This window comes from Polaromonas sp. CG_23.6 (assembly GCF_029892315.1).
Lineage (GTDB): Bacteria > Pseudomonadota > Gammaproteobacteria > Burkholderiales > Burkholderiaceae_C > Polaromonas.
Map to the genome: position 1 here is coordinate 1,108,187 of NZ_JARXUY010000001.1, position 20,684 is coordinate 1,128,870.

A 20,684-nucleotide genomic window follows, 5' to 3' on the forward strand; every position below is an offset into this window, starting at 1 on the left:
GGCTGATGTTTCCAGAAGCGGCACGCTTCGGGCGCAATAACGATATGCGCCACTGTTGGACACCAAAGCCTTATCGCCCTTTGTGTCTGGCCAGGCTTGCCGACGGTTACACCCATGGCTGCGCATCATGCCAACCAACCACCTCCACGCACGCACGATGGGTGCCTTTGATCTGGGATCAAACAGAGGAGGTCAGCGGCGCAGTCGTGCGACCAGCGCCGCAATGGGAAGGGCCAGTCCCAATATGATCAGGTTCGAGATCAGCCCTGCAAGAATGGCATCGCTGAGGATTGCAGCGCCGCCTGGCATGGTGCTGGGCAGGATCACGGCCACGAAAACCACCCCCAGGGCTAAAGGCAGGGCGCGCCCGGTCACAGCGGAGGTTCTGATCATCGTGACCACAAGGGCGATGATCAGACCGATGCGAAACGGGTCGGTCAGTTGCGAAAGTACAAGATCGGTCACGGCAGGGTCTCCTTTGCCTCATGTATCAAAGATTAAAGTAGAGAGAGTTTAGGCGTTCTCCCGCCTCCTGGACACGAGCAACGAGGTGGGCATCTACGTAGGTATAAGAATTGTTTTTTGTTCGCCGTGTTCGGCGGCATGAAAGGCATCACCCACACCCAGTTGGCCCGGTACTTCGTGCTGATCATTGCCTACACCGTGCCAGCGGTCTTTATCTCGCTGCAGCTGACGGGCAACGCGATTCCACATCTGGGCTTGGGTCGTGGTTTTTCCGGCACCGACATGTCGCTACAGGCCAAGCTGGACCTGGTCGTCACCGATTTGGGCTTTAGCCAATACACCACCATCACCACAGCCGGCAGCACGCTGAACATGTTCATGTACACGCTGTCGCTGATGATCGGGACCGCTGGCTTGCCGCACGTCATTATGAGATTCTTCACCGTTACGTCGGTCAAGGATGCCGGCAGTTCTGCGGGCTGGGCACTGGTTTTCATCGCCATCCTCTACACCACGGCACCCGCCGTAGCGGCCATGGCCAAACCGAACCTGCCTGCGACGGTGAACACTGCCGTGGCAACCGGCAAAGACCTGTATGCCCCTCAATCCAGCATCCTGAACGGGGACCGCCCCGACTGGATGAAGCGCTGGAAAAAAACCGGGTTGCTCAAGTTTGAAGACAAAAACGGCGACGGCTGCATCCAGTACTACAACGACACCAGCAAAAACGAAGTTGCCACGGGCCAGGCAGAAGCAGCCGGCTGGAAAGGCAACGAATTGACGGTCAACCCCGACATCATTGTGTTGGCCAATCCTGAAATTGCGTTGCTGCCCAACTGGGTGATCGCGCTGGTGGCAGCGGGTGGCCTGGCCGCAGCACTGTCAACGGCTGCGGGCTTGCTGATCCTCATGATGGGTATCTTCAGCAAGAAGATGAACAAGCAAGGCGCCATTGCCGTCATGCTGTCGGGCTTGTTCGTCACGTTGTTCTATCTGGTGGCGCACAAGGTACTTTCTTCATCAACGGAACCGGGTTCCATCCGATGATCGGCGGCGCAAGCAGCTTATTCGGCATCAGGCCGGAAGCCTTCGGTGCGGTCGGCGCCATGGTGAATTTCGGGATGGTTTTCCTGGTTGGAAAATTCACCAGAGAACCGCCAGCGCATATCCAGGCGATGGTTGAAGCCGTGCCTGTTCCGCGCGGCTCCAAACTGGTCACGGGCAGCCATCGAGTCTGGTACGCCATGATTTGATGCAAATCCCTTTGCCCGTTCAGGCGGGTAGGGCGTGACAATGGAGGCCCTGCCACTGGCACTGGCAGGGCCTTTTTTTCAATTCAATCGACGTCGTGCTGCAGGGTGCCGCGCCGGTTTCAGGGAGTGCTGCATGGTTTTTAATTTCAGCGTGGCCTTGACGTGGATTCTTTTCCTGGCGCTGTTCCCGATGGGGTTTTTCTGGCTGCGCCGGGCCTGGCGCATTCTGGTCAGGCGTGATCTTTCCGAAGTCACGCTCAAGCATGCCCATGCCAGCATTGCCTAGCCCAGCACCAAGAGCTGAGCGGCATCAACCCGGTTGTCGCGGCAAGGAGGCGCTGGTGTTCAAAGGACTGCGAGCACAGCGGTTGCTGGCGCTTTTCGCCAGTGGCTGGCTGTTGTTTAACTTTCCCTTGCTGGGCTTGTGGGACCGGGACGCCACGCTGTTGGGCGTTCCATTGTTCCCGGCGGCGCTGTTCATTCTCTGGGCGTTGCTGATTGCCGTGCTGGCCTGGCAGATGGAGCGGCCCGGCCAGACGCAGGCGGACGATTAGGTATGCTGTCGCCCGTCTGGGTCATCGGTGCGTCGCTGGCCTATCTGCTGCTGCTGTTTGGGGTCGCCTGGTACGGCGACCGGCGGGCCGCCGAAGGGCGCTCGATCATTGCCAACCCCTGGACTTATGCGCTGTCGCTGGGCGTGTACTGCACCGCCTGGACCTACTTTGGCAGCGTCGGCCGGGCCGCGTCTGGCGGGGTGTGGTTTTTGCCGATCTACCTCGGACCGACGCTGGCGATGGTGCTCGGCTGGATGGTGCTGCGCAAGATGATCCGCATTGCCAAGACCTTGCGCATCACGTCGATTGCCGACTTCATTGGCAGCCGCTACGGCAAAAGCCCTTTACTGGCCGGGTTGGTCACGCTGATTGCCCTGGTCGGCATCGTTCCCTACATTGCCCTTCAGCTCAAGGCCGTGTCGGCAGGCTATGGACTGCTGACCACGCCTGCGGGCAGCGCGGCGCCGGGGTCGCCGCATTGGATGCAGGACAGCGCTTTTTATGTCGCGCTGGTGCTGGCCGGTTTCACCATGGTGTTTGGTGCCCGGCACCTGGACGCCACCGAGCGCCACGAGGGCATGGTGGCGGCGATTGCTTTCGAGTCGGTGGTCAAGCTGGTGGCCTTCCTGGCGGTGGGCGTGTTCGTGGTCTATGGCCTGTTCGACGGCCTGGCCGACCTGTTTGTCCGGGCCCAGGCGGTGCCGGCCCTGCAAAGACTGGTGCGGCTGGAGCAGGGCGCTGACTTTGCCTGGACGCAATGGTTTGCGCTGATCTTGCTGTCGATGCTGTCGGTGCTGTTCCTGCCCCGGCAATTTCAGGTGATGGTGGTGGAAAACGTGCGCGAGAGCCACCTGCGCCGCGCGGTCTGGGTGTTTCCGCTGTACCTGCTGCTCATCAACCTGTTCGTGCTGCCGATTGCGCTGGGCGGGCTGCTGTATTTTGGCGGCAGTCCGATGAACCCGGAGACCTTTGTGCTGTCGCTGCCGATGGCTGCTGGGCAGCCGATGCTGGCACTGTTCGCGTTCATCGGCGGCCTGTCGGCGGCCACCGGCATGGTGATTGTCGAGACCATTGCCGTGTCCACCATGGTCAGCAACGAGCTGGTGTTGCCGCTGCTGCTGCGCTCCCGGCACTTTCACGGCGCTGCCGGCCATGACCTGAGCCGCTTGCTGCTGGGCATCCGGCGCGCCGCCATTCTGGGCGTGCTGGTGCTGGGCTATGTGTATTTTCATTTGGCGGGCGAGGCCTATGCGCTGGTCAGCATCGGCCTGATCAGCTTCGCCGCGGTGGCCCAGTTCGCGCCGGCGGTTCTGGGCGGGCTGTACTGGAAGGGCGGCACCCGCCTTGGCGCACTGGCCGGCTTGCTGGCCGGGTTCCTGATGTGGGCGTACACGCTGATGCTGCCGTCGATTGCCAAGTCAGGCTGGCTGGGCACCGACTTCCTGACGCTGGGCCCGTGGGGCATCACGCTGCTGCGGCCCGAGCAGCTGCTCGGCCTGCAGGGCCTGGACGGGCTCACGCATGCGCTGTTCTGGAGCCTGCTGGTCAACGTCGGCGCCTATGTCGGCCTGTCGCTGTGGCGCGCGCCATCGGGGCAGGAAGCCAGCCAGGCGCTGCTGTTTGTCGATGTGTTCCACCGCACGGCAGCGTCCAGCCCGGTGTTCTGGCGCGGCCAGGCCAAGGTGCCCGACTTGCTGCGTTTGTGCGAGCGTTTCATGGGTGCAGCCAAGGCCGGGGCCTTGTTCGCGTCCTATGCGCGTCAGGCCGGCGTGCGCCAGATAGAGAGCATCCGGCCCGATGCCCGGCTGGTGCAGTTTGTCGAAACCCAACTGGCCGGCGCCGTCGGCAGCGCTTCGGCCCGGGTGCTGGTGGCCTCGGTGGTGGAAGAAGAAGTGCTCACGCCCGAGGACGTGCTGCGCATTCTGGATGAGTCGTCGCAAATTCGCGCCTATTCGCATGAACTGGAAGAAAAGTCGCATTCGCTGGAGCGTGCAACGGCCGAGCTGCGCCAGGCCAACGAGCAGCTCAAGAGCCTGGACCGGCTGAAAGACGATTTCATGTCCTCGGTGACGCACGAGCTGCGCACGCCGCTGACCTCGATCCGCGCACTCGCCGAGTTGATGCGCGACGACGCCGACATGGACCTGACGCAGCGCCAGCATTTCATGCGGATCATCGTGTCGGAAACCGAGCGCTTGACGCGTCTGGTCAACCAGGTTCTGGACCTGGCGAAGATCGAGTCGGGCAACGCCGAGTGGCACAACGCCGAGGTGGACCTGCGCGCGCTGCTGTCGCAGGCGGTCGAAACCACGTCCGAGATGTTTCGCGAACGTCAGTGCGCGGTGCAATTGCACTTGCCCCCGGAGGTGCGCCTGTTATGGGCTGACCCGGACCGCTTGACGCAGGTGGTGCTGAACCTGCTGTCGAACGCCGCCAAGTTTGTGCCGGTTCCCGGCGGCGAGGTGGTGGTCCGCCTGGCGAGCGATGTCAGCGGCCTGACAGTGTGCGTGCAAGACAATGGGCCCGGTGTGCCAGCCGAACAGCAAAGCCTGATTTTTGAGCGCTTCCTGCAAGGCGGCAACGGCGTCAACCGGCCGCAGGGCACCGGCCTGGGCCTGCCGATCAGCCGCCAGATCGTCGAGCATTTCGGCGGCCGGCTGTGGCTGGAGCCTGGCAGCGGACAGGGCGCGTGCTTTGCATTTCACCTGCCTTGGCACGCGCCCATGCCACAAGCGAAGCCAACAAGAGGAGACAAGACATGAGCCTGAAAATACTGGTCGCCGACGACGAGCCGAACATCGTGATCTCGCTCGAATACCTCATGAAGCGCGAAGGCTACACCGTGCTGGTGGCCAGAGACGGCCAGGAGGCGCTGGACATGATCGCCCGTGACCGGCCCGACCTGGTGCTGCTCGATGTGATGATGCCGAAAAAATCCGGCTTCGAGGTTTGCCAGGCGGTGCGGGCCAGCGAGGCGTTGCAGGCCACCAAGATCCTGATGCTGACCGCCAAGGGCCGCGACACCGACCTGGCCAAGGGACTGGCGCTGGGCGCGGACGCCTACATGACCAAGCCGTTTTCCACCCGAGAACTGGCCGACAAGGTGGCCGAAATGCTCGGCGTCCCGCCATGAAGCCGCCCGACCGCCGGCTGGTACTGGCAATTGTCGCCGTCGGGCTGGCCCTGGCCGCCTGGCTGGTCCTGAGCGGGGCGCTGGTCTGGTCCACGCTGGCGCCCGCCGAGCGCGAAACCGTGGGTGCGCTGCTGGGGCCGCGCATCGCCTTGCTTGGCATGAGCTGGGGGGCGGCGCTGGTGGGCGTGGCGTATGGGCTGCACTGGCTGTACCTGCGCTACGCCAGCGCCCCGGCCCGCCTGCTGGAGGAAACCCGCGTGCTGCTGGCTGCTACCCAGGCGCAGCCGCTCACGCTGCAGGGCAGCAGCGAACTCTGCGCCCTCGCTGGCAGCATCAACGAACTGGCCGCCCAGCGCGACCGCCTGCGCGAGGGCATGGCCGAGCAGATCGCGCTGGCCAGCCGCAGCGTGCAGCAGGAAAAAAACCGCCTGGCCGCGCTGATGGCCGAGCTGACGCAAAGCGTGGTGGTCTGCAACCAGGGCGGCCGCATCCTGCTCTACAACAGCCGCGCCAGGCTGCAGTTTCGCGCCCTGTCGCAGGCTCCCGCGCTGGCCGATGGCGCCGAGCTGATGGGCATCGGCCGCTCAATCTACGCCGTATTCGACCGCCAGCTGGTGGCGCATGCGCTGCAAACCATTCACCAGCGCCTGCGCCGGGGCGCGGCCAGCCCGTCGGCGCAGTTTGTCACGGCCACCCGCTCCGGCCAGCTGATCCGCGTGCAGATGGCGCCGGTGCGCGACCCGGCGACCGGCGACGCGCCGGACGCCGGCATCAGCGGCTTTGTGCTGATGCTCGACAACGTGACGCAGAGCTTCGAGGAAGCGACGCTGCGCGACCAGCTGCTGCACGGCCTGACCGAGGGCAGCCGCTCGTCGCTGGCCAACATGCAGGCGGCCGTCGACATGCTCGGTTACGCCGACCTCGAACCCGAGATGCGCGAGCAGTTTCTGCGCGTGGTGCGCGAAGAAGTCAGCGCCATGAGCGCGCGCATCACTGACCAGGTAGCACGCTCGACGCAGGCGCTCAAGACCCGCTGGCCGCTTGAGGAAATGCTCGGCACCGACTTTGTCACCGCCGCCCAGCGGCAGATTGAAAGCCATTGCCGGCGCAGCGTGGCGATTGAAGGCGCCGACGCCGCCCTGTGGCTCAAGGTTGAAAGCTTCACGCTGCTGCAGGCGCTGACCTACCTGGCGAGCCGGCTGGTCGATGAATTCGACGTGAAGTTTTTGCAGCTGCGGCTGCAGCAGGCCGGCCAGCGCGCGCAGCTCGATTTGATCTGGTCGGGCCAGGTGATGAGCACCGAAACCGTCATGGCCTGGGAAATGGACCCGATGCGTTTTGGCACCCAGAGCACGCCGCTGACGGTGCGTGACGTGGTCGAGCGCCACGGCGGCGAGATGTGGTTCGAGCGCGAGCGCGTGCGCCACCAGGCTTTTTTCCGCTTTTTGCTGCCATTGGCCAGCGCGCAGGAGCAGCTTGATGCCGCGCAGATCATGCAGAGCGAGAGCCGGCCCGAGTACTACGATTTCGATCTGTTCCAGCTCAGCGAGCAGGCCAGCGCGCTCGACGACCAGCCGCTGTCGTCGCTGTCCTTTACCGTGTTCGACACCGAGACCACCGGCCTGAACCCTTCGCAAGGCGACGAGATCATCCAGATCGGCGCGGCCCGCATCGTCAACGGCAAGCTGCTGCGCCAGGAGTCGTTCGAACAGCTGGTGGACCCGGGCCGGCTGATTTCAGCCGCCTCGATTCCCATCCACGGCATCACGCAGGACATGGTCACCGGCCAGCCGACGATTGCCGAGGTGTTGCCCGCCTTTCATGCGTTTGCGCAGGACACCGTGCTGGTGGCGCACAACGCGGCTTTCGACATGAAGTTTTTGCAGCTGCAGGAGGCTCGCACCGGCGTTGCCTTTCACCAGCCGGTGCTGGACACGCTGCTGCTGTCGGCGGTGGTGCATCCAAGCCAAAAATCGCACCGGCTCGAAGCCATTGCCGGGCGCTTCAACATCACCGTGCTGGGCCGGCACACGGCACTGGGCGACGCCATGTTGACCGCTGAAGTGCTGCTGCGCCTGCTGCCGCTGCTGCAGGGCATGGGCATCCACACCCTGCGGCAGGCGCGGGAGGCGGCGCAAGAAACCTACTACGCGCGGCTCAAATATTGAATTTTCAAGATAAAAGTGCTGTTTGCGCAATATAGGTATGCTTAAGTAGCTATTTAATTCATAGCGTTTAGGGTCTTGGGCCACCTGTTCCGCAGCGGCTCGAAACCGTCCCCTCCAATAACGCTGCCGCATCACACCTGGCAAGGTCTGCACGACTGGCGCCGCCAGCGTGCCGGTGGCTGGCCTTGCCGCTATGCTCGATTCAAACAAGGATCGCCCGCCATGAAACACATCACGTTCTATCTCGACTTCATCTCTCCCTATGCCCATCTGGCGTTTGAAGCCCTGCCCGAAGCGCTGATGGGCGTGAGCTACCGCGTCAGCCATGTGCCGGTGCTGTTCGCCGGCTTGCTCAAGCACCATGGCCAGCTGGGGCCGGCCGAGATCGCCTCCAAGCGCGAATGGACCTATCGCCAGGTGCTGTGGCTGGCGCACAGCCGGGGCATTGCGCTGGACATGCCCGCCAGCCATCCCTTCAACCCGCTGGCATTGCTGCGGCTGGCGCTGGCCTGCAGCGCCGAGGCGACGCCGGGCGCGCCCAACCGCTATGTGTGCGAAACCATTTTTCGCCATGTCTGGCGTGGCGGCGCCGAAGCCGTCGATGCGCAGCGCCAAGAGGCGCTGACAAGACAGCTTCGGCCAGGGAATGATCCCGAAAGCGATGCCGTCAAGGTGCAGCTCAAGAAAAACACCGACGCCGCCATAGCGCGCGGCGTTTTTGGCGTTCCCACTTTTGCCGTTGACGACAAGCTTTTCTGGGGGCTGGATGCGCTTGTCATGCTGCGCAATTACCTGCTGGGCGACCCGTGGTTTGATGGGCCGGACTGGAACTCGGTGCATACGGTTTCGTCAGGCATTGCCCGTCGACATCAGGGTTTGTAAGTAGGTTCTTCACATGCTGAAAAATGTCATAAGGGTTAGCATTTATTTGTCAGTTTCGTGAAAGTTTTATGTAAGGTTTTGTTATTTTCAAGTCAGATTGCTGACAGGTGTTTCAAAAATACTACTGGCAGCTTCTATTCCAGAGGTATTTATCAGTGGGAGACAAAACAATGGCGACACGTGCAATCGACAACAGACCGATGTCATCCGAGCAACGGCGCGTGATCTTCGCGTCTTCGCTGGGCACGGTTTTCGAGTGGTACGATTTTTATCTGTATGGCTCGCTGGCGGCCATCATCGCCCGGCAATTCTTCAGCGGACTGGACTCCGGTTCGGCCTTCATTTTTGCGCTGCTGGCGTTTGCCGCCGGTTTCATCGTCCGGCCTTTCGGCGCGCTGCTGTTTGGCCGCCTGGGCGACATGATCGGCCGCAAGTACACGTTTTTGGTCACCATCGTCATCATGGGGCTGTCCACCTTTATCGTCGGCTTGCTGCCCAACTATGCGTCGATCGGGGTTGCTGCGCCGATCATCCTGATTGCCCTGCGCATGCTGCAAGGCCTGGCGCTGGGCGGCGAGTATGGCGGTGCGGCGGTGTATGTGGCCGAGCACGCGCCCCAGCACAAGCGCGGCGCCTACACATCCTGGATCCAGACCACGGCGACCATGGGCCTGTTCCTGAGCCTGATGGTCATCCTGGGCGTGCGAACCGCCATTGGCGAGGCCGCTTTTGCCGACTGGGGCTGGCGCATTCCGTTTCTCGTTTCCATCCTGCTGCTGGCCGTGTCGGTGTACATCCGCCTGTCGATGAACGAGTCGCCTGCATTCCAGAAAATGAAGGCCGAGGGAAAGACCTCCAAGGCGCCGCTGTCCGAGTCCTTTGGCCAGTGGAAAAATCTGAAAATCGTGATTCTGGCGCTGGTCGGCCTGACCGCCGGCCAGGCCGTGGTCTGGTACTCGGGCCAGTTCTATGCCTTGTTCTTCCTGACGCAGGCGCTGAAGGTGGACGGCCCGACGGCCAATATCCTGGTGGCTTACTCGCTGATTCTGGGCACGCCATTCTTCGTGGTCTTCGGCATGCTGTCGGACAAGATCGGCCGCAAGCCGATCATCATGGCAGGCTGCCTGCTGGCGGCGTTGACCTATTTCCCGGTGTTCACCGCGCTGACCAAGGCTGCCAACCCCGACCTGGCCGCCGCACAGGCCGCTAACCAGGTGGTGGTGACCGCCGACCCTTCGGAATGCTCGTTCCAGTTCAACCCGACCGGCACCGTCAAGTTCACCAGTTCCTGCGACATTGCCAAACAGGTGCTGGCCGGCGCTTCGGTCAGCTATGAAAATGCGCCAGGCAAGGCCGGCACGCCGGCCACCATCAAGATCGGCACGACCGAGATTTCCAGCTACACCGCCAAGGGCCTGCCGGCCGACGAAGCCAGGAAGAAGGACGCTGAGTTCAAAAAATCCGTGGCCGACGCGTTGAAGACCGCCGGTTATCCCTCCAAGGCCGACCCGGCCAAAGTGGACAAGTTCATGGTCACCCTGATCCTGTTCTATCTGGTGCTTCTGGTGACCATGGTGTATGGCCCGATTGCCGCGATGCTGGTGGAACTCTTTCCGACACGTATCCGCTACACGTCCATGAGCCTGCCCTACCATATCGGCAATGGCTGGTTTGGCGGCCTGCTGCCCACCACCGCCTTTGCGATCGTGGCGCAGACAGGCAACATGTACAACGGGCTGTGGTATCCGATCATCATTGCCGGCATGACGTTTGTCATAGGCACGCTGTTCGTGAAGGAAACCAAGGACGTCGACATCTACGCCAACGACTGACGGACCGGCAAAGGGTGCCGGTGTTCTGCTGTGCACCCTTCAAAACCTTTGTCAGTTTTTAAAGCCCTTGCGATCCGGCACAGACGTTTTTACGGTTGACCGGCTTTGCACTGTTCCTGCCGTGAATCCTTGCGGCAACCCTGACTTTGGCAGAAAACAGTTCGTTTTGGCCATGCCCAGTCTGATGCTGCACCACTTCCCCCGCGCTGCCGGCACCGCGCAAAGGCAACTCCAAAAAAGCAAAAATGAAACAGGATTGCAAAAAGTCAAAAAAGTGTCAAAATGTAACATCAGCCAATCGACGCAAGGGCTTCATGGCCCAGATACCGGCATTTACAGAAGGCACGCCATGATTTATATGAAAACACAGCACGGACAGTCAGCTTTTAAGTGCCGGGCCGTCTTGCTGACGCCACGGCAACGTTCAGCCTTCATTTTGTTTGATGGAAAGCGCGATCTGGAGGAGGTCATGAGAGCCACGGCCGGGCTTGGAGTCAGTTCGGAGGACATAGGCCATTTGGTAGCGCACGGCCTGCTGGCGCCCTGCAACGTTGCCGTCCAGGTGTCCGTTATCGCCACTGCGCCAGACGGCATGCTGGGCTTTCAGGCTGAGGCACCTTCGACTTTCCTTGCCAAAGCGGCAACTGAAGGTTCTTACTCTGTGCCTTCTTCCCCGGACGAGGAGGGCCTGTCCATCGCCACGGCCCGGGCGCAATATTCAAGAGCCTATCCCATCGCCACCCGACTGACGGCGAGCTTGGGTCTGCGCGGCTTTCTGCTCAACCTGGCTGTTGAAGGCGCCACCAACCTGGCCAAACTGCAAGAGCTGGCCCCCAAGATCAAGACGGCAATCGGCCCTGAAAAGTTCATGGAACTTCAGAGCGCCCTCTACGATTGAGCCGCCGATCAACGCTTGAACTTGCCATCGGCGCCAATGATGGACAGGTCTGCAAAATCAAGTCCGGTGTGATCCTCCGGGCTGAAGTTCACCTCCAGCCCCCCGAGGTCGAACTTGCGCATGCCTTCCAATGCCGTCTGGATTGTTTCACGGCTCGGCTTGGGGCCGGCACGGCGCAGGCTTTCCACCAGCACCTTGGCCGCCGCAAAACCCTCCAGCATCGCCGGGCTGAGTTCCCCCGGAGCCTTGGAACTGGCCTTGAGCAAGTCCTGGGCTTCCTTGACCATTGAGTAATTGATGGACCGTTCTGATGGAAACACCTGCGTCACGATCACGCCGCGCGCGTTGTCACCCAGACTCTTTGCAAAGCCGCTGGAGGCATTGTTGGACAAGGTTGCGACCTGCGCAGCAGAGCCCGCCGCACGCAAGGCCTTCAGTCCCGCGGCGACCGCCTGTCCTGAAGCAACCATGATGACGGCCTGCGCATTGGCTTGGTAGATTTTGGGCGTTATCCCACTGAAGTCGGGATTGGCACGGTTGAGTTTTTCTATTGCCACTGGCGTGAGCTTGGCCCTTGTCATGCCTTTTTGGGCACCGGCCAGCCCATCGGCACCAAAGCTGTCGTCGGTGTAGACCAGTGCAATCCGGGTAATGCCCATGGTCGCAAAATGTGAAATGACTTTTTCTGCTTCGCGCTGGTAGGTTGCCCGCACATTGAAAACATGTTTCCTGACAGGCTGGTGCAGCACCATTGAACCTGCAGAAGGTCCGACCAGCGGCACGCCATGCTTGTCAAGCAGGGGAATAATGGCTTCGGTGTGTGGCGTGCCGCGTGTAAGGAACATCGCCACCACGTTTTTTTCTTGAATCAACTTCCGCGTGTTGTCCACCGCCAGTGGGACATCGAACTTGTCGTCCATGGAAATCAATTCGATCTTTTGTCCCCCCACACCGCCTTTGGCATTGACTGAATTGAAGTAAAGCACAGCACCGTCCGTGGTTTCCTTGACGCCAGCACCTACAGCGCCTGTAAACCCTGCCGTCTGCCCAATCAGGATCTGGGCTTGGCTGGCAAGGCTCAGGGCGCAAACCAGGATGGCGGTGAAAGACAAGAATATTTTTTTCATTGTGGCAATGTGTATTTAAATGAAAGAAGTGTTTCATTTAACGGCAAAGTCTCATCGCCTGACTATATGAAAACCATTAGTGGCGGGGCTTGCCGAAATCCATGCCAGCCTGATTTGATGGACGGCCCGCCATTGCCCCCTCTTTTTGTGTAGAAGCACCGCTGTTTTTCTGCAAATCCGTGAAGCGCCATGCCCGTTGGGGCTGCTTTTTGCCATGCGCACGTACGCCGTTGAGGAACCCTAAAATGTTCGACTTCTTCAGGAAAGACCTTCACCGATGTCCCAGGGAATCATCCGCATTCGCGGCGCGCGCCAGCACAATCTCAAAAATATTGACCTCGACATTCGGACCAACGAACTGACAGTGGTCACCGGCCCCAGCGGCTCGGGCAAGTCCTCCCTGGTGTTCGACACACTGTTTGCCGAAGGCCAGCGCCGTTATGTTGAAACCTTCTCGGCCTACGCCCGGCAGTTCCTTGACCGCATGGACAAGCCGGCGGTGGACAAGGTCGAAGGCGTGCCGCCGGCGATTGCCATCGACCAGACCAACCCGGTGCGCTCGTCGCGCTCGACCGTGGGCACGATGACCGAGCTGAACGACCATTTGAAGCTGCTCTATGCCCGGGCTGCGCTGTTGTTTGACCGGCAGACCGCGCAGGCGGTGCGCCACGACACGCCCGAATCCATCTACGCCGAACTGATGGCACGCACCGAGGCCAGCGACCCGCGCGTCATCATGACCTTTCCGGTCGAACTGCCGGGCAACACCAGCGCCGAAGAGATCGAACAGTGGCTGTCGGCCAGCGGCTTCACCCGGGTCCATGCGCAACGCGAAGTCGCCACGCCCGCCGGTCCGCACAAGCTGCTTGACGTGGTGGCCGACCGCTTTCGCCTGCACCTCACTGAGAAAATCCGCGCCATCGAAGCGATTGAAACGGCGCTGAAGCGCGGCGGCCGGCTCAATGTCTATGTCCAGAACGGTGAGGAAAGTGCCGTCGAAGAGATGTGGCGGTTTTCCACTGGGCTGCATTGCCCCGACAGCGACCTGCGCTACACCGAACCCACGCCGTCGCTTTTTTCCTTCAATTCGGCGATGGGCGCGTGCGAGACCTGCAAGGGCTTTGGCCGGGTGATTGGCGTCGATTACGGGCTGGTGATCCCGAACGACAAGCTCACGCTGCGCGCCGGCGCCATCAAGGTGATGCAGACGCCAGCCTGGAAGGAAGCGCAGGACGATTTGATGCGCCATGCCGAGGCCGAGGGCATTCCGCGCGACACGCCCTGGTACAAGCTCACGCCCGGGCAGCAGGCCTGGGTCATCGACGGCTCGCCGCACTGGAAGGGCAAATGGGAAAGGCACTGGTTCGGCATCAAGCGGTTTTTTGCCTACCTGGAAAGCAAGGCCTACAAGATGCACATCCGGGTGCTGCTGTCCAAGTACCGCAGCTACACCACCTGCGACACCTGCGGTGGCGCGCGCCTGAAGCTCGAATCGCTGCAATGGCGGCTGGGCACGAAAGAAGCCGCCGATGCGGTGTTGCCGCCGGACCAGCGTTTCATGCCGGTCGGTGTGCAATGGACCCGCGCGCAACTCGAAGCGATGCCGGGGCTGTGCCTGCACGACCTGATGCGCTTGCCGATTGACCGGCTGCAAAAATTCTCCGGCAGCCTGTCGCTGACCGCCGAGGGCATTGATGCCGAACAGAAGGCGCTGAAGTCGCTGTTCGAGGAAATCCAGACCCGGCTGAAATACCTGTGCGACGTGGGCATCGGCTACCTGACGCTGGACCGCCAGAGCCGCACGCTGTCGGGCGGCGAGGTGCAGCGCATCAACCTGACCACGGCGCTGGGCACCTCGCTGGTCAACACGCTGTTCGTGCTGGACGAGCCGTCCATCGGCCTGCACCCGCGGGACATGAACCGCATCACGCAGGCGATGCGCCGGCTGGTCGATGCCGGCAACACGCTGGTCGTGGTCGAGCACGACCCGGCGGTGATGCTGGCCGCCGACCGCATGATCGACATGGGACCGGGGCCCGGCGAGCGGGGCGGGCAGATCGTGTTCGACGGCCCGCCCGAGGACGTCCGGCATGCCGACACGCTGACCGGCGCCTACCTCGGCGGGCGCAAGCAGGTCGGCATGGGGCTGAAACGCGCCGTGACGGACAGCACGCCGCGCCTGATCCTGGAAGGCGCGCGCGACCACAACCTGCAAAACCTGACCATCGAGTTTCCGCTGCAGCGCCTGGTTTGCGTGACCGGCGTCAGCGGTTCGGGCAAATCGACGCTGATGCAGGACATCGTCGCGCCCGCGCTGCTGCGCCAGTTCGGCAAGGCGACCGAAACGCCGGGCCTGCATGACCGCTTGATGGGCGCCGACCACCTGACGGACGTGGTGTTTGTCGACCAGTCGCCCATCGGCAAGACCGCGCGCTCGAACCCGGCCAGCTATGTCGGCGCCTGGGATGCGGTGCGCGAGCTGTTTGCCCAGTCGCCGCTGTCCCGGCAACGCAGCTACACCGCGACCAAATTCAGCTTCAACAACGGCGACGGCCGTTGCCCGACCTGTGGTGGCTCGGGCTTTGAGCATGTCGAGATGCAGTTCCTGAGTGACGTGTACCTGCGCTGCCCCGATTGCGACGGCAAGCGCTACCGGCCCGAAATCCTGGAGGTCACCATCGAGCGAAAAGCCATTGGCCAGCTCATGCCCCGCTTGCTGAATGTGGCCGATGTGCTCGACCTGACCGTCAGCGAAGCGGTGCAGTTGTTCGCCCAGGACCGCGAAGTCATACGCGCACTGCAGCCCATCGTCGATGTGGGGCTGGAGTACGTCAAGCTCGGCCAGCCGGTGCCCACGCTGTCGGGCGGCGAAGCGCAGCGGCTCAAGCTCGCGGGCTTCCTGGCCGGCGCCAGCAAGTCGGCGGCCAAACCCAGCCTGAGCCGGCAGGGGCTGGCGCTGATGCGCCCGCATCGCGGCACGCTGTTTTTGTTCGACGAGCCGACCACCGGGCTGCATTTCGACGACATTGCCAAGCTCATGCGCGCGCTGCGCCGGCTGCTGGAAGCCGGCCATTCGCTGATCGTCATTGAGCACAACCTCGACGTGATCCGCTCGGCCGACTGGCTGATCGACCTGGGCCCCGAAGGCGGTGAGAACGGCGGTCTGCTGGTCGCCGAAGGGCCGCCGGAGCTCGTGCGTCAGCATCCCACGTCGCACACGGCGCTGGCGCTGCGCGAGTACGAACTGACCATGAACCAGACGCACCAGGTCGAGGAACAGCGCCCCAAGGCTTGGAAGACCCGGCCGGCGTTCTCCAACCTGATCCAGATCGTCAACGCCAAGGAAAACAACCTCAAAAGCCTGTCGGTCGATATTCCGCGCGGCAAGTTCAATGTGGTGACCGGCGTCAGCGGCTCGGGCAAATCGACATTGGCGTTTGACATCTTGTTCAATGAAGGCCAGCGCCGTTACCTCGAATCGCTCAATGCCTATGCCCGCAGCATCGTGCAGCCGGCCGGCCGGCCCGAGGTGGATGCGGTCTATGGCATTCCGCCGACCGTGGCGATCGAGCAGCGCTTGTCGCGCGGCGGGCGCAAATCGACCGTCGGCACGACCACCGAGGTCTGGCACTTTTTGCGCCTGCTGTACGTGAAGCTGGGCATCCAGCATTGCACCAAGGACGGCGCGGCGGTCATGCCGCAAAGCCCCGAGAGCATCGCCGCGCAGCTGCTGAAGCATTACCGGGGCCAGCACATCGGCCTGCTGGCGCCGCTGGTGATGAACCGCAAGGGCGTTTACACCGAGCTGGCCGACTGGGCGCGGCCGCGTGGCTACCCCCACTTGCGCGTCGATGGCGAATTCCTGCCGACGACGAAGTTTCCGCGCATCGACCGCTTCAAGGAACACACGGTCGAGCTGCCGATTGCCGACATTCACGTCACGCCTGACAACGAGGCCGAACTGCGTGCCGCGCTGGCCAGCGCGCTGGAGCATGGCAAGGGCGTGGTGCATGTGCTGGCGCCGCTCGATGGCCTGCGCGAAGCGATGCTGGCCGGCACCAGCACCCAGGCGATTGGCAAGCTCGAAGCCTTCTCGACCAAGCGCGCCTGCCCGGTGTGTTCGACCTCCTACCCCGAACTCGATCCGCGCCTGTTCAGCTACAACAGCAAGCATGGCTGGTGCCCGGACTGCGTCGGCACCGGCGTCAAGCTGACCAAGGACCAGCGCCAGGCCTTTGACGATTCGGTGCTGAACACGGACGACAACAAGGGCCGCGAGCAGACCTTCGGCGAACCCGAGACCGACGACGTGCTGGACACGGTTTGCCCCGGCTGCCAGGGAGCGCGGCTCAATGCCACGGCGCGGGCCGTGCGCTTTGGCGCCGGCTTTTCAAAATTGATAGCTGCTGACGCAAGCCCATCAAGCGGGAAGGCCTATTTCAAGCAGGAACTTGCGCTTTTGGACGATGGCACGGGCCAGGGCTGGCCCATCACCGCCATCGCCCGTCTGAGCGTCACCGCGATCCGCGCCTGGGTGGACACGCTGGCGCTGACGGGTCGCGAAGCCGGCATTGCCAGAGACCTGATTCCCGAGATCAAGAGCCGGCTCGAATTCCTCGAAGATGTGGGCCTGGGCTACCTCACGCTTGACCGGGGCGCGCCCACGCTGTCGGGCGGCGAGGCGCAGCGCATCCGGCTGGCGGCGCAGCTCGGCTCCAATCTGCAGGGCGTGTGCTACGTGCTGGACGAGCCGACCATCGGCCTGCATCCGCGCGACAACCAGATTTTGCTGGGCGCTTTGGGCAAGCTCAGCGAGCGCGGCAACACGCTGGTGGTGGTCGAGCACGACGAAGACACCATTCGCCGGGCCGACAACATCATCGACATCGGCCCCGGCGCCGGCAAGCGCGGCGGGCAACTGGTGGCGCAAGGCACGGCGGCGCAGCTGTCCGCCGTGCCGGAATCGCTGACCGGGCGCTATCTGGCGAATCCGCTGATTCATCCGCTGCATGCGCGGCGTGTGACGAAGCCAGCCGGGCAAGGGAGCGAAACGGATGCCGGCGCTGGTGATTTGGTACGCGCGGCGGATTTACTCCCTCTCCCTCAGGAAGAGGGCGGGGGTGAGGGCTCCCCCACCCCAACCAAACCTGTCAGCAAAGCCAAGCAAGCCGCCCTGAAAGCTGCAGCCCTCAAAGCCGCAGCCGCCACGGCCAGCGCCTTGCACAACGCCGCGCCCGCCTCCACCAGCGAGTACACCTCGTGGCTGAAAGTCGAAGGCGCCAGCCTGCACAACCTGAAAAACGTTTCGGTCGATGTCCCGCTGTACCGGCTGGTCGCGGTCACCGGCGTGTCGGGCTCCGGCAAATCCACACTGGCGCGCGACGTGCTGCTGACCAACGTCCACGCCGGCGTTGCGCTGCGCTCGACGAAAGCCGGCCGCGAAGCCGACGACGCCGGAAAACACCCGGTCTGGACCGGTTGCGAGCGCATCGACGGCTACCGCGCCGTGGACCGCGTGCTGGAGGTCGACCAGACGCCCATCGGCAAGACGCCGCGTTCCTGTCCAGCGACCTACATCGGCTTCTGGGACACGGTGCGCAAGCTGTTTGCCGACACGCTCGAAGCGCGCGCGCGTGGTTACGCGGCCGGGCGCTTTTCCTTCAACACCGGCGAAGGCCGCTGCCCGACCTGCGAGGGCGCGGGTGTTCGCACCATCGGCATGAGCTTTTTGCCCGATGTGAAGGTGCTGTGCGAAACCTGCCACGGTGCGCGCTTCAACCCCGAGACGCTGGCCGTCACCTGGCGCGGCAAGAGCATCGGCGACGTGCTGAAGATGGAAGTCGATGAAGCGGTGGACTTTTTCGCCGCCATGCCCGCCATCGGCCATCCGCTGCAATTGCTGAAAGACGTGGGACTTGGTTATCTCACGCTCGGCCAGCCGTCGCCCACGCTGTCGGGCGGCGAGGCGCAGCGCATCAAACTGGTGACCGAACTGTCAAAGGTGCGCGATGACATCACAAGGCGCGGCCAGAAAGCGCCGCACACGCTGTATGTGCTCGACGAGCCGACCGTCGGCCTGCACATGGCTGATGTGGAAAAGCTGATCCATGTGCTGCACCGGCTGGTCAACGGCGGCCACAGCGTGATCGTCATTGAGCACGACCTCGACGTGATCGCCGAAGCCGATTGGGTGATCGACCTGGGGCCGGACGGCGGCAACGCCGGTGGCCTGGTCGTCGCGTCCGCGCCGCCCGAGGCCGTGGTGGCACTGGCAACACCGACCGGCAAGGCGCTGGCGAGCGTGCTGGCGCGATCCGGAAAATCGTATGTGCTATGAAATAAATAGCTGACTGTGACCGCGCCCATTGCGCAAACACCCTGAAAGGCTTGTAAAACCACCTGACGCGCAGGCGACAGCGCTTCAGGTGTTGCCCTGATGTGGCCGGGGCCGGAGTGACGCATCATGGCGGTTTCGCCAACTGCCAGACCTTTCAGGAGACGCCTTCATGCAACGCCGCCAACTGCTTCAATCCGCCGCCGCCCTGGCTGTTCCCGCACTGGGTTCGCTGGGTGCCCCTTTCGCTCAAGCCCAGGCCCAGGGCTTTCCGGTCCGTCCGATCAAGCTCATCGTGGCCTTTCCGGCTGGCGGGCCGACCGACATCACCATGCGCTCGCTGGCCGACAACGCCTCGAAAATCCTTGGCCAACCGGTGATCGTCGACAACAAACCCGGCGCCGGCGGCACGCTGCCGGCGCAGCAGCTGCAGACAGCGCCGGCCGACGGCTACACGCTGGCGCAGATTCCGCTGGGCGTGTTTCGCCTGCCGTACACCACCAAGATCAACTGGGACCCGGTCCAGGACATCACCTATGTGCTCAATGTCACCGGTTATGCCTTCGGCATCGTCGTGCCGGCCGACTCGCCGTTCAAGACCTGGGCCGACTTTGTCGCCTATGCCAAGGCCCATCCCGGCGAGCTGAGCTATGGCTCGACCGGCACGCTGACCAGCCCGCACCTGACCACCGAGTTGATCGCGCAACAGGCCGGCATCAAGCTGCTGCACATTCCCTACAAGGGAAGCGCCGACCTGATGCTGGCGGTGGTCAGCGGCCAGTTGATGGCGGCGGCCGACAGCACCGGTTTTGCGCCGCAGGTCGAGGCCGGCAAGCTGCGGGTGCTGAACACCTGGGGCGAGAAGCGGCTGGACAAGTTTCCCAATGCGCCCACGCTCAAGGAACTGGGCTACGACATCGTGCAGAACTCGCCCTTCGGCATCGGTGCGCCCAAGGGCACGCCGCCCGACGTGGTGAAGCGGCTGCACGATGCGTTCAAGAAAGCCATGGAAGAGCCCAGCTACGTGGCCGCGCTCGGTCGCTATGACATGCTGCCCAACTACATGAGCACGGCCGCCTACACCAAGTTCGCCCAGGAAACCTTTCTGAAGGAAAAAGCGCTGGTCGAAAAGCTGGGGCTGGGCAAGCCGTCCTGACGCGTCAGCCTGCTTTTTAATCGGCGCGCGCCGCCAGCACGGCGGCGGCCACTTCGGCAAAGCCCGCGCCGCGCTCGTCCCGGGTGATGTAGCGCGGCAGGTGGCTCAGTTGCGCTTCAAAGCGCCGCACATTGGCCACGCCAACCGAGTTGCCAAAGGCCTCGAACATCAGCTGGTCGTTGGTCGAGTCGCCAACGTACACCCAGCGGTCCATTTCGGCATCCAGGTCGCGGCCCAGCAATTCGCGAACGATCCAGCGCGCGCCCTGCAGCTTGTTGTGGGGGCCGAACCAGCCGTTGATGTGGATCGAGCTGACCGTGGCGTTCATGCCTTCGTCCTGCATGATCTGCACGGCCAGGGCGATGGCGGCTGACGGCAGGTGCGCGAATTCGCTGTGGTCGATGGCCATGTCGGTCTCGCGCCCCGGACTGTCTTGCGAGATCACCGCGCCGGGCACGTCGCGCACGACACGCGCCGCCACCTGCTGCATGCGGGCGTAATTGGTTTGCCGTGTCGCTTCGTCCTGCTGGTAGATCTTTGACAGCTGCCCACGCCCGCCAGACAGAGGTTGAAGCCCGTTTTGGCTTGAAAGCAGCGCCACTGCGCCGTTTTCAGCAACGATGGCATTGACCGGCCAGACCCGCGCAAAGGGCGCGCTCCAGCCGACCGGCCGGCCGGTGATGGCGATCAGGTCCAGGCCGGCGGCTTTCAGTGCGGCCAGCGCGCCCAGTGCGTCGGGCGTGATGGCGCCTTCGGTGGTCAGGGTGTCGTCGATGTCGGTGAAAACGCCGGTGATTCGGCGGCGGCTGTTGATCGGCCAGTGTTCAAGTGCTTGCATCGCGCCATTCTGGCATGCAGGCTTTTGCCGCGATGCGCGGCCTG

Annotated in this window: 15 protein-coding genes; 12 read left to right on the plus strand and 3 right to left on the minus strand. The window is 63.0% G+C overall.

Going from position 1 to position 20,684, the window contains the following annotated elements; translation table 11 throughout:
* Positions 1 to 192: 192 nt before the first annotated feature.
* Complete coding sequence (locus H4V98_RS05200) at positions 193 to 465, minus strand: hypothetical protein (RefSeq protein ID WP_196863981.1); 273 nt, start codon at positions 463 to 465, stop codon at positions 193 to 195.
* 126 nt (positions 466 to 591) lie between these two features.
* Here H4V98_RS05200 and H4V98_RS05205 point away from each other — a divergent pair, with 126 nt between their 5' ends.
* The 10 genes from H4V98_RS05205 (at position 592) to H4V98_RS05250 (ending at position 11,185) form a co-directional block, all read left to right on the plus strand.
* On the plus strand, positions 592 to 1,512 hold the full coding sequence (locus H4V98_RS05205) for a hypothetical protein (protein ID WP_280757842.1): 921 nt from the start codon (positions 592 to 594) through the stop codon (positions 1,510 to 1,512).
* Complete coding sequence (locus H4V98_RS05210; protein ID WP_231374786.1) at positions 1,509 to 1,718, plus strand: hypothetical protein; 210 nt, start codon at positions 1,509 to 1,511, stop codon at positions 1,716 to 1,718. The genes H4V98_RS05205 and H4V98_RS05210 overlap by 4 nt, the downstream gene beginning before the upstream one ends.
* Positions 1,719 to 1,851: 133 nt before the next feature.
* Positions 1,852 to 2,004: a hypothetical protein gene (locus tag H4V98_RS05215; RefSeq protein WP_196864048.1), complete on the plus strand. Its 153-nt coding sequence runs from the start codon at positions 1,852 to 1,854 to the stop codon at positions 2,002 to 2,004.
* Between the two features lie 55 nt (positions 2,005 to 2,059).
* The gene (locus H4V98_RS05220; protein WP_196863980.1) at positions 2,060 to 2,272 is read left to right on the plus strand and encodes a hypothetical protein; all 213 of its coding nucleotides are present in this window, start codon (positions 2,060 to 2,062) and stop codon (positions 2,270 to 2,272) included.
* A gap of 2 nt (positions 2,273 to 2,274) precedes the next feature.
* Positions 2,275 to 5,034 carry a sensor histidine kinase gene (locus tag H4V98_RS05225; RefSeq protein WP_196863979.1) on the plus strand — a complete coding sequence of 920 codons (2,760 nt, stop codon included), beginning with the start codon at positions 2,275 to 2,277 and terminating at the stop codon, positions 5,032 to 5,034.
* Positions 5,031 to 5,405 (plus strand): response regulator, encoded by a 375-nt coding sequence (locus tag H4V98_RS05230; protein WP_196863978.1) that lies wholly within the window; start codon positions 5,031 to 5,033, stop codon positions 5,403 to 5,405. The genes H4V98_RS05225 and H4V98_RS05230 overlap by 4 nt, the downstream gene beginning before the upstream one ends.
* Complete coding sequence (locus tag H4V98_RS05235) at positions 5,402 to 7,573, plus strand: exonuclease domain-containing protein (protein WP_280757319.1); 2,172 nt, start codon at positions 5,402 to 5,404, stop codon at positions 7,571 to 7,573. The genes H4V98_RS05230 and H4V98_RS05235 overlap by 4 nt, the downstream gene beginning before the upstream one ends.
* Positions 7,574 to 7,795: 222 nt before the next feature.
* Complete coding sequence (locus H4V98_RS05240) at positions 7,796 to 8,455, plus strand: 2-hydroxychromene-2-carboxylate isomerase (RefSeq protein WP_196863976.1); 660 nt, start codon at positions 7,796 to 7,798, stop codon at positions 8,453 to 8,455.
* Between the two features lie 170 nt (positions 8,456 to 8,625).
* Positions 8,626 to 10,287, plus strand: a complete 1,662-nt coding sequence (locus H4V98_RS05245) for an MFS transporter (protein WP_196863975.1) — start codon at positions 8,626 to 8,628, stop codon at positions 10,285 to 10,287.
* A 121-nt stretch (positions 10,288 to 10,408) separates the two neighbouring features.
* Positions 10,409 to 11,185, plus strand: coding sequence for a hypothetical protein (locus H4V98_RS05250; protein WP_348535216.1), 777 nt, complete (start codon positions 10,409 to 10,411; stop codon positions 11,183 to 11,185).
* Between the two features lie 8 nt (positions 11,186 to 11,193).
* Here the strand turns inward: H4V98_RS05250 and H4V98_RS05255 are convergent, their stop codons facing one another.
* The gene (locus H4V98_RS05255; protein ID WP_196863974.1) at positions 11,194 to 12,312 is read right to left on the minus strand and encodes an ABC transporter substrate-binding protein; all 1,119 of its coding nucleotides are present in this window, start codon (positions 12,310 to 12,312) and stop codon (positions 11,194 to 11,196) included.
* Positions 12,313 to 12,589: 277 nt separating this feature from the next.
* On the opposite strand from H4V98_RS05255, the gene uvrA reads away from it, so the two are divergent.
* Both uvrA and H4V98_RS05265 read left to right on the plus strand, forming a co-directional pair.
* Positions 12,590 to 18,649, plus strand: a complete 6,060-nt coding sequence (gene uvrA, locus H4V98_RS05260; RefSeq protein WP_280757320.1) for an excinuclease ABC subunit UvrA — start codon at positions 12,590 to 12,592, stop codon at positions 18,647 to 18,649.
* Positions 18,650 to 18,818: 169 nt separating this feature from the next.
* A complete protein-coding gene (locus H4V98_RS05265; RefSeq protein ID WP_196863972.1) occupies positions 18,819 to 19,802 on the plus strand; it encodes a tripartite tricarboxylate transporter substrate binding protein in 984 nt (327 codons plus the stop codon).
* Positions 19,803 to 19,818: 16 nt separating this feature from the next.
* Here the strand turns inward: H4V98_RS05265 and H4V98_RS05270 are convergent, their stop codons facing one another.
* Positions 19,819 to 20,640: an HAD-IIB family hydrolase gene (locus H4V98_RS05270; RefSeq protein WP_196863971.1), complete on the minus strand. Its 822-nt coding sequence runs from the start codon at positions 20,638 to 20,640 to the stop codon at positions 19,819 to 19,821.
* Positions 20,641 to 20,684 lie beyond the last annotated feature (44 nt).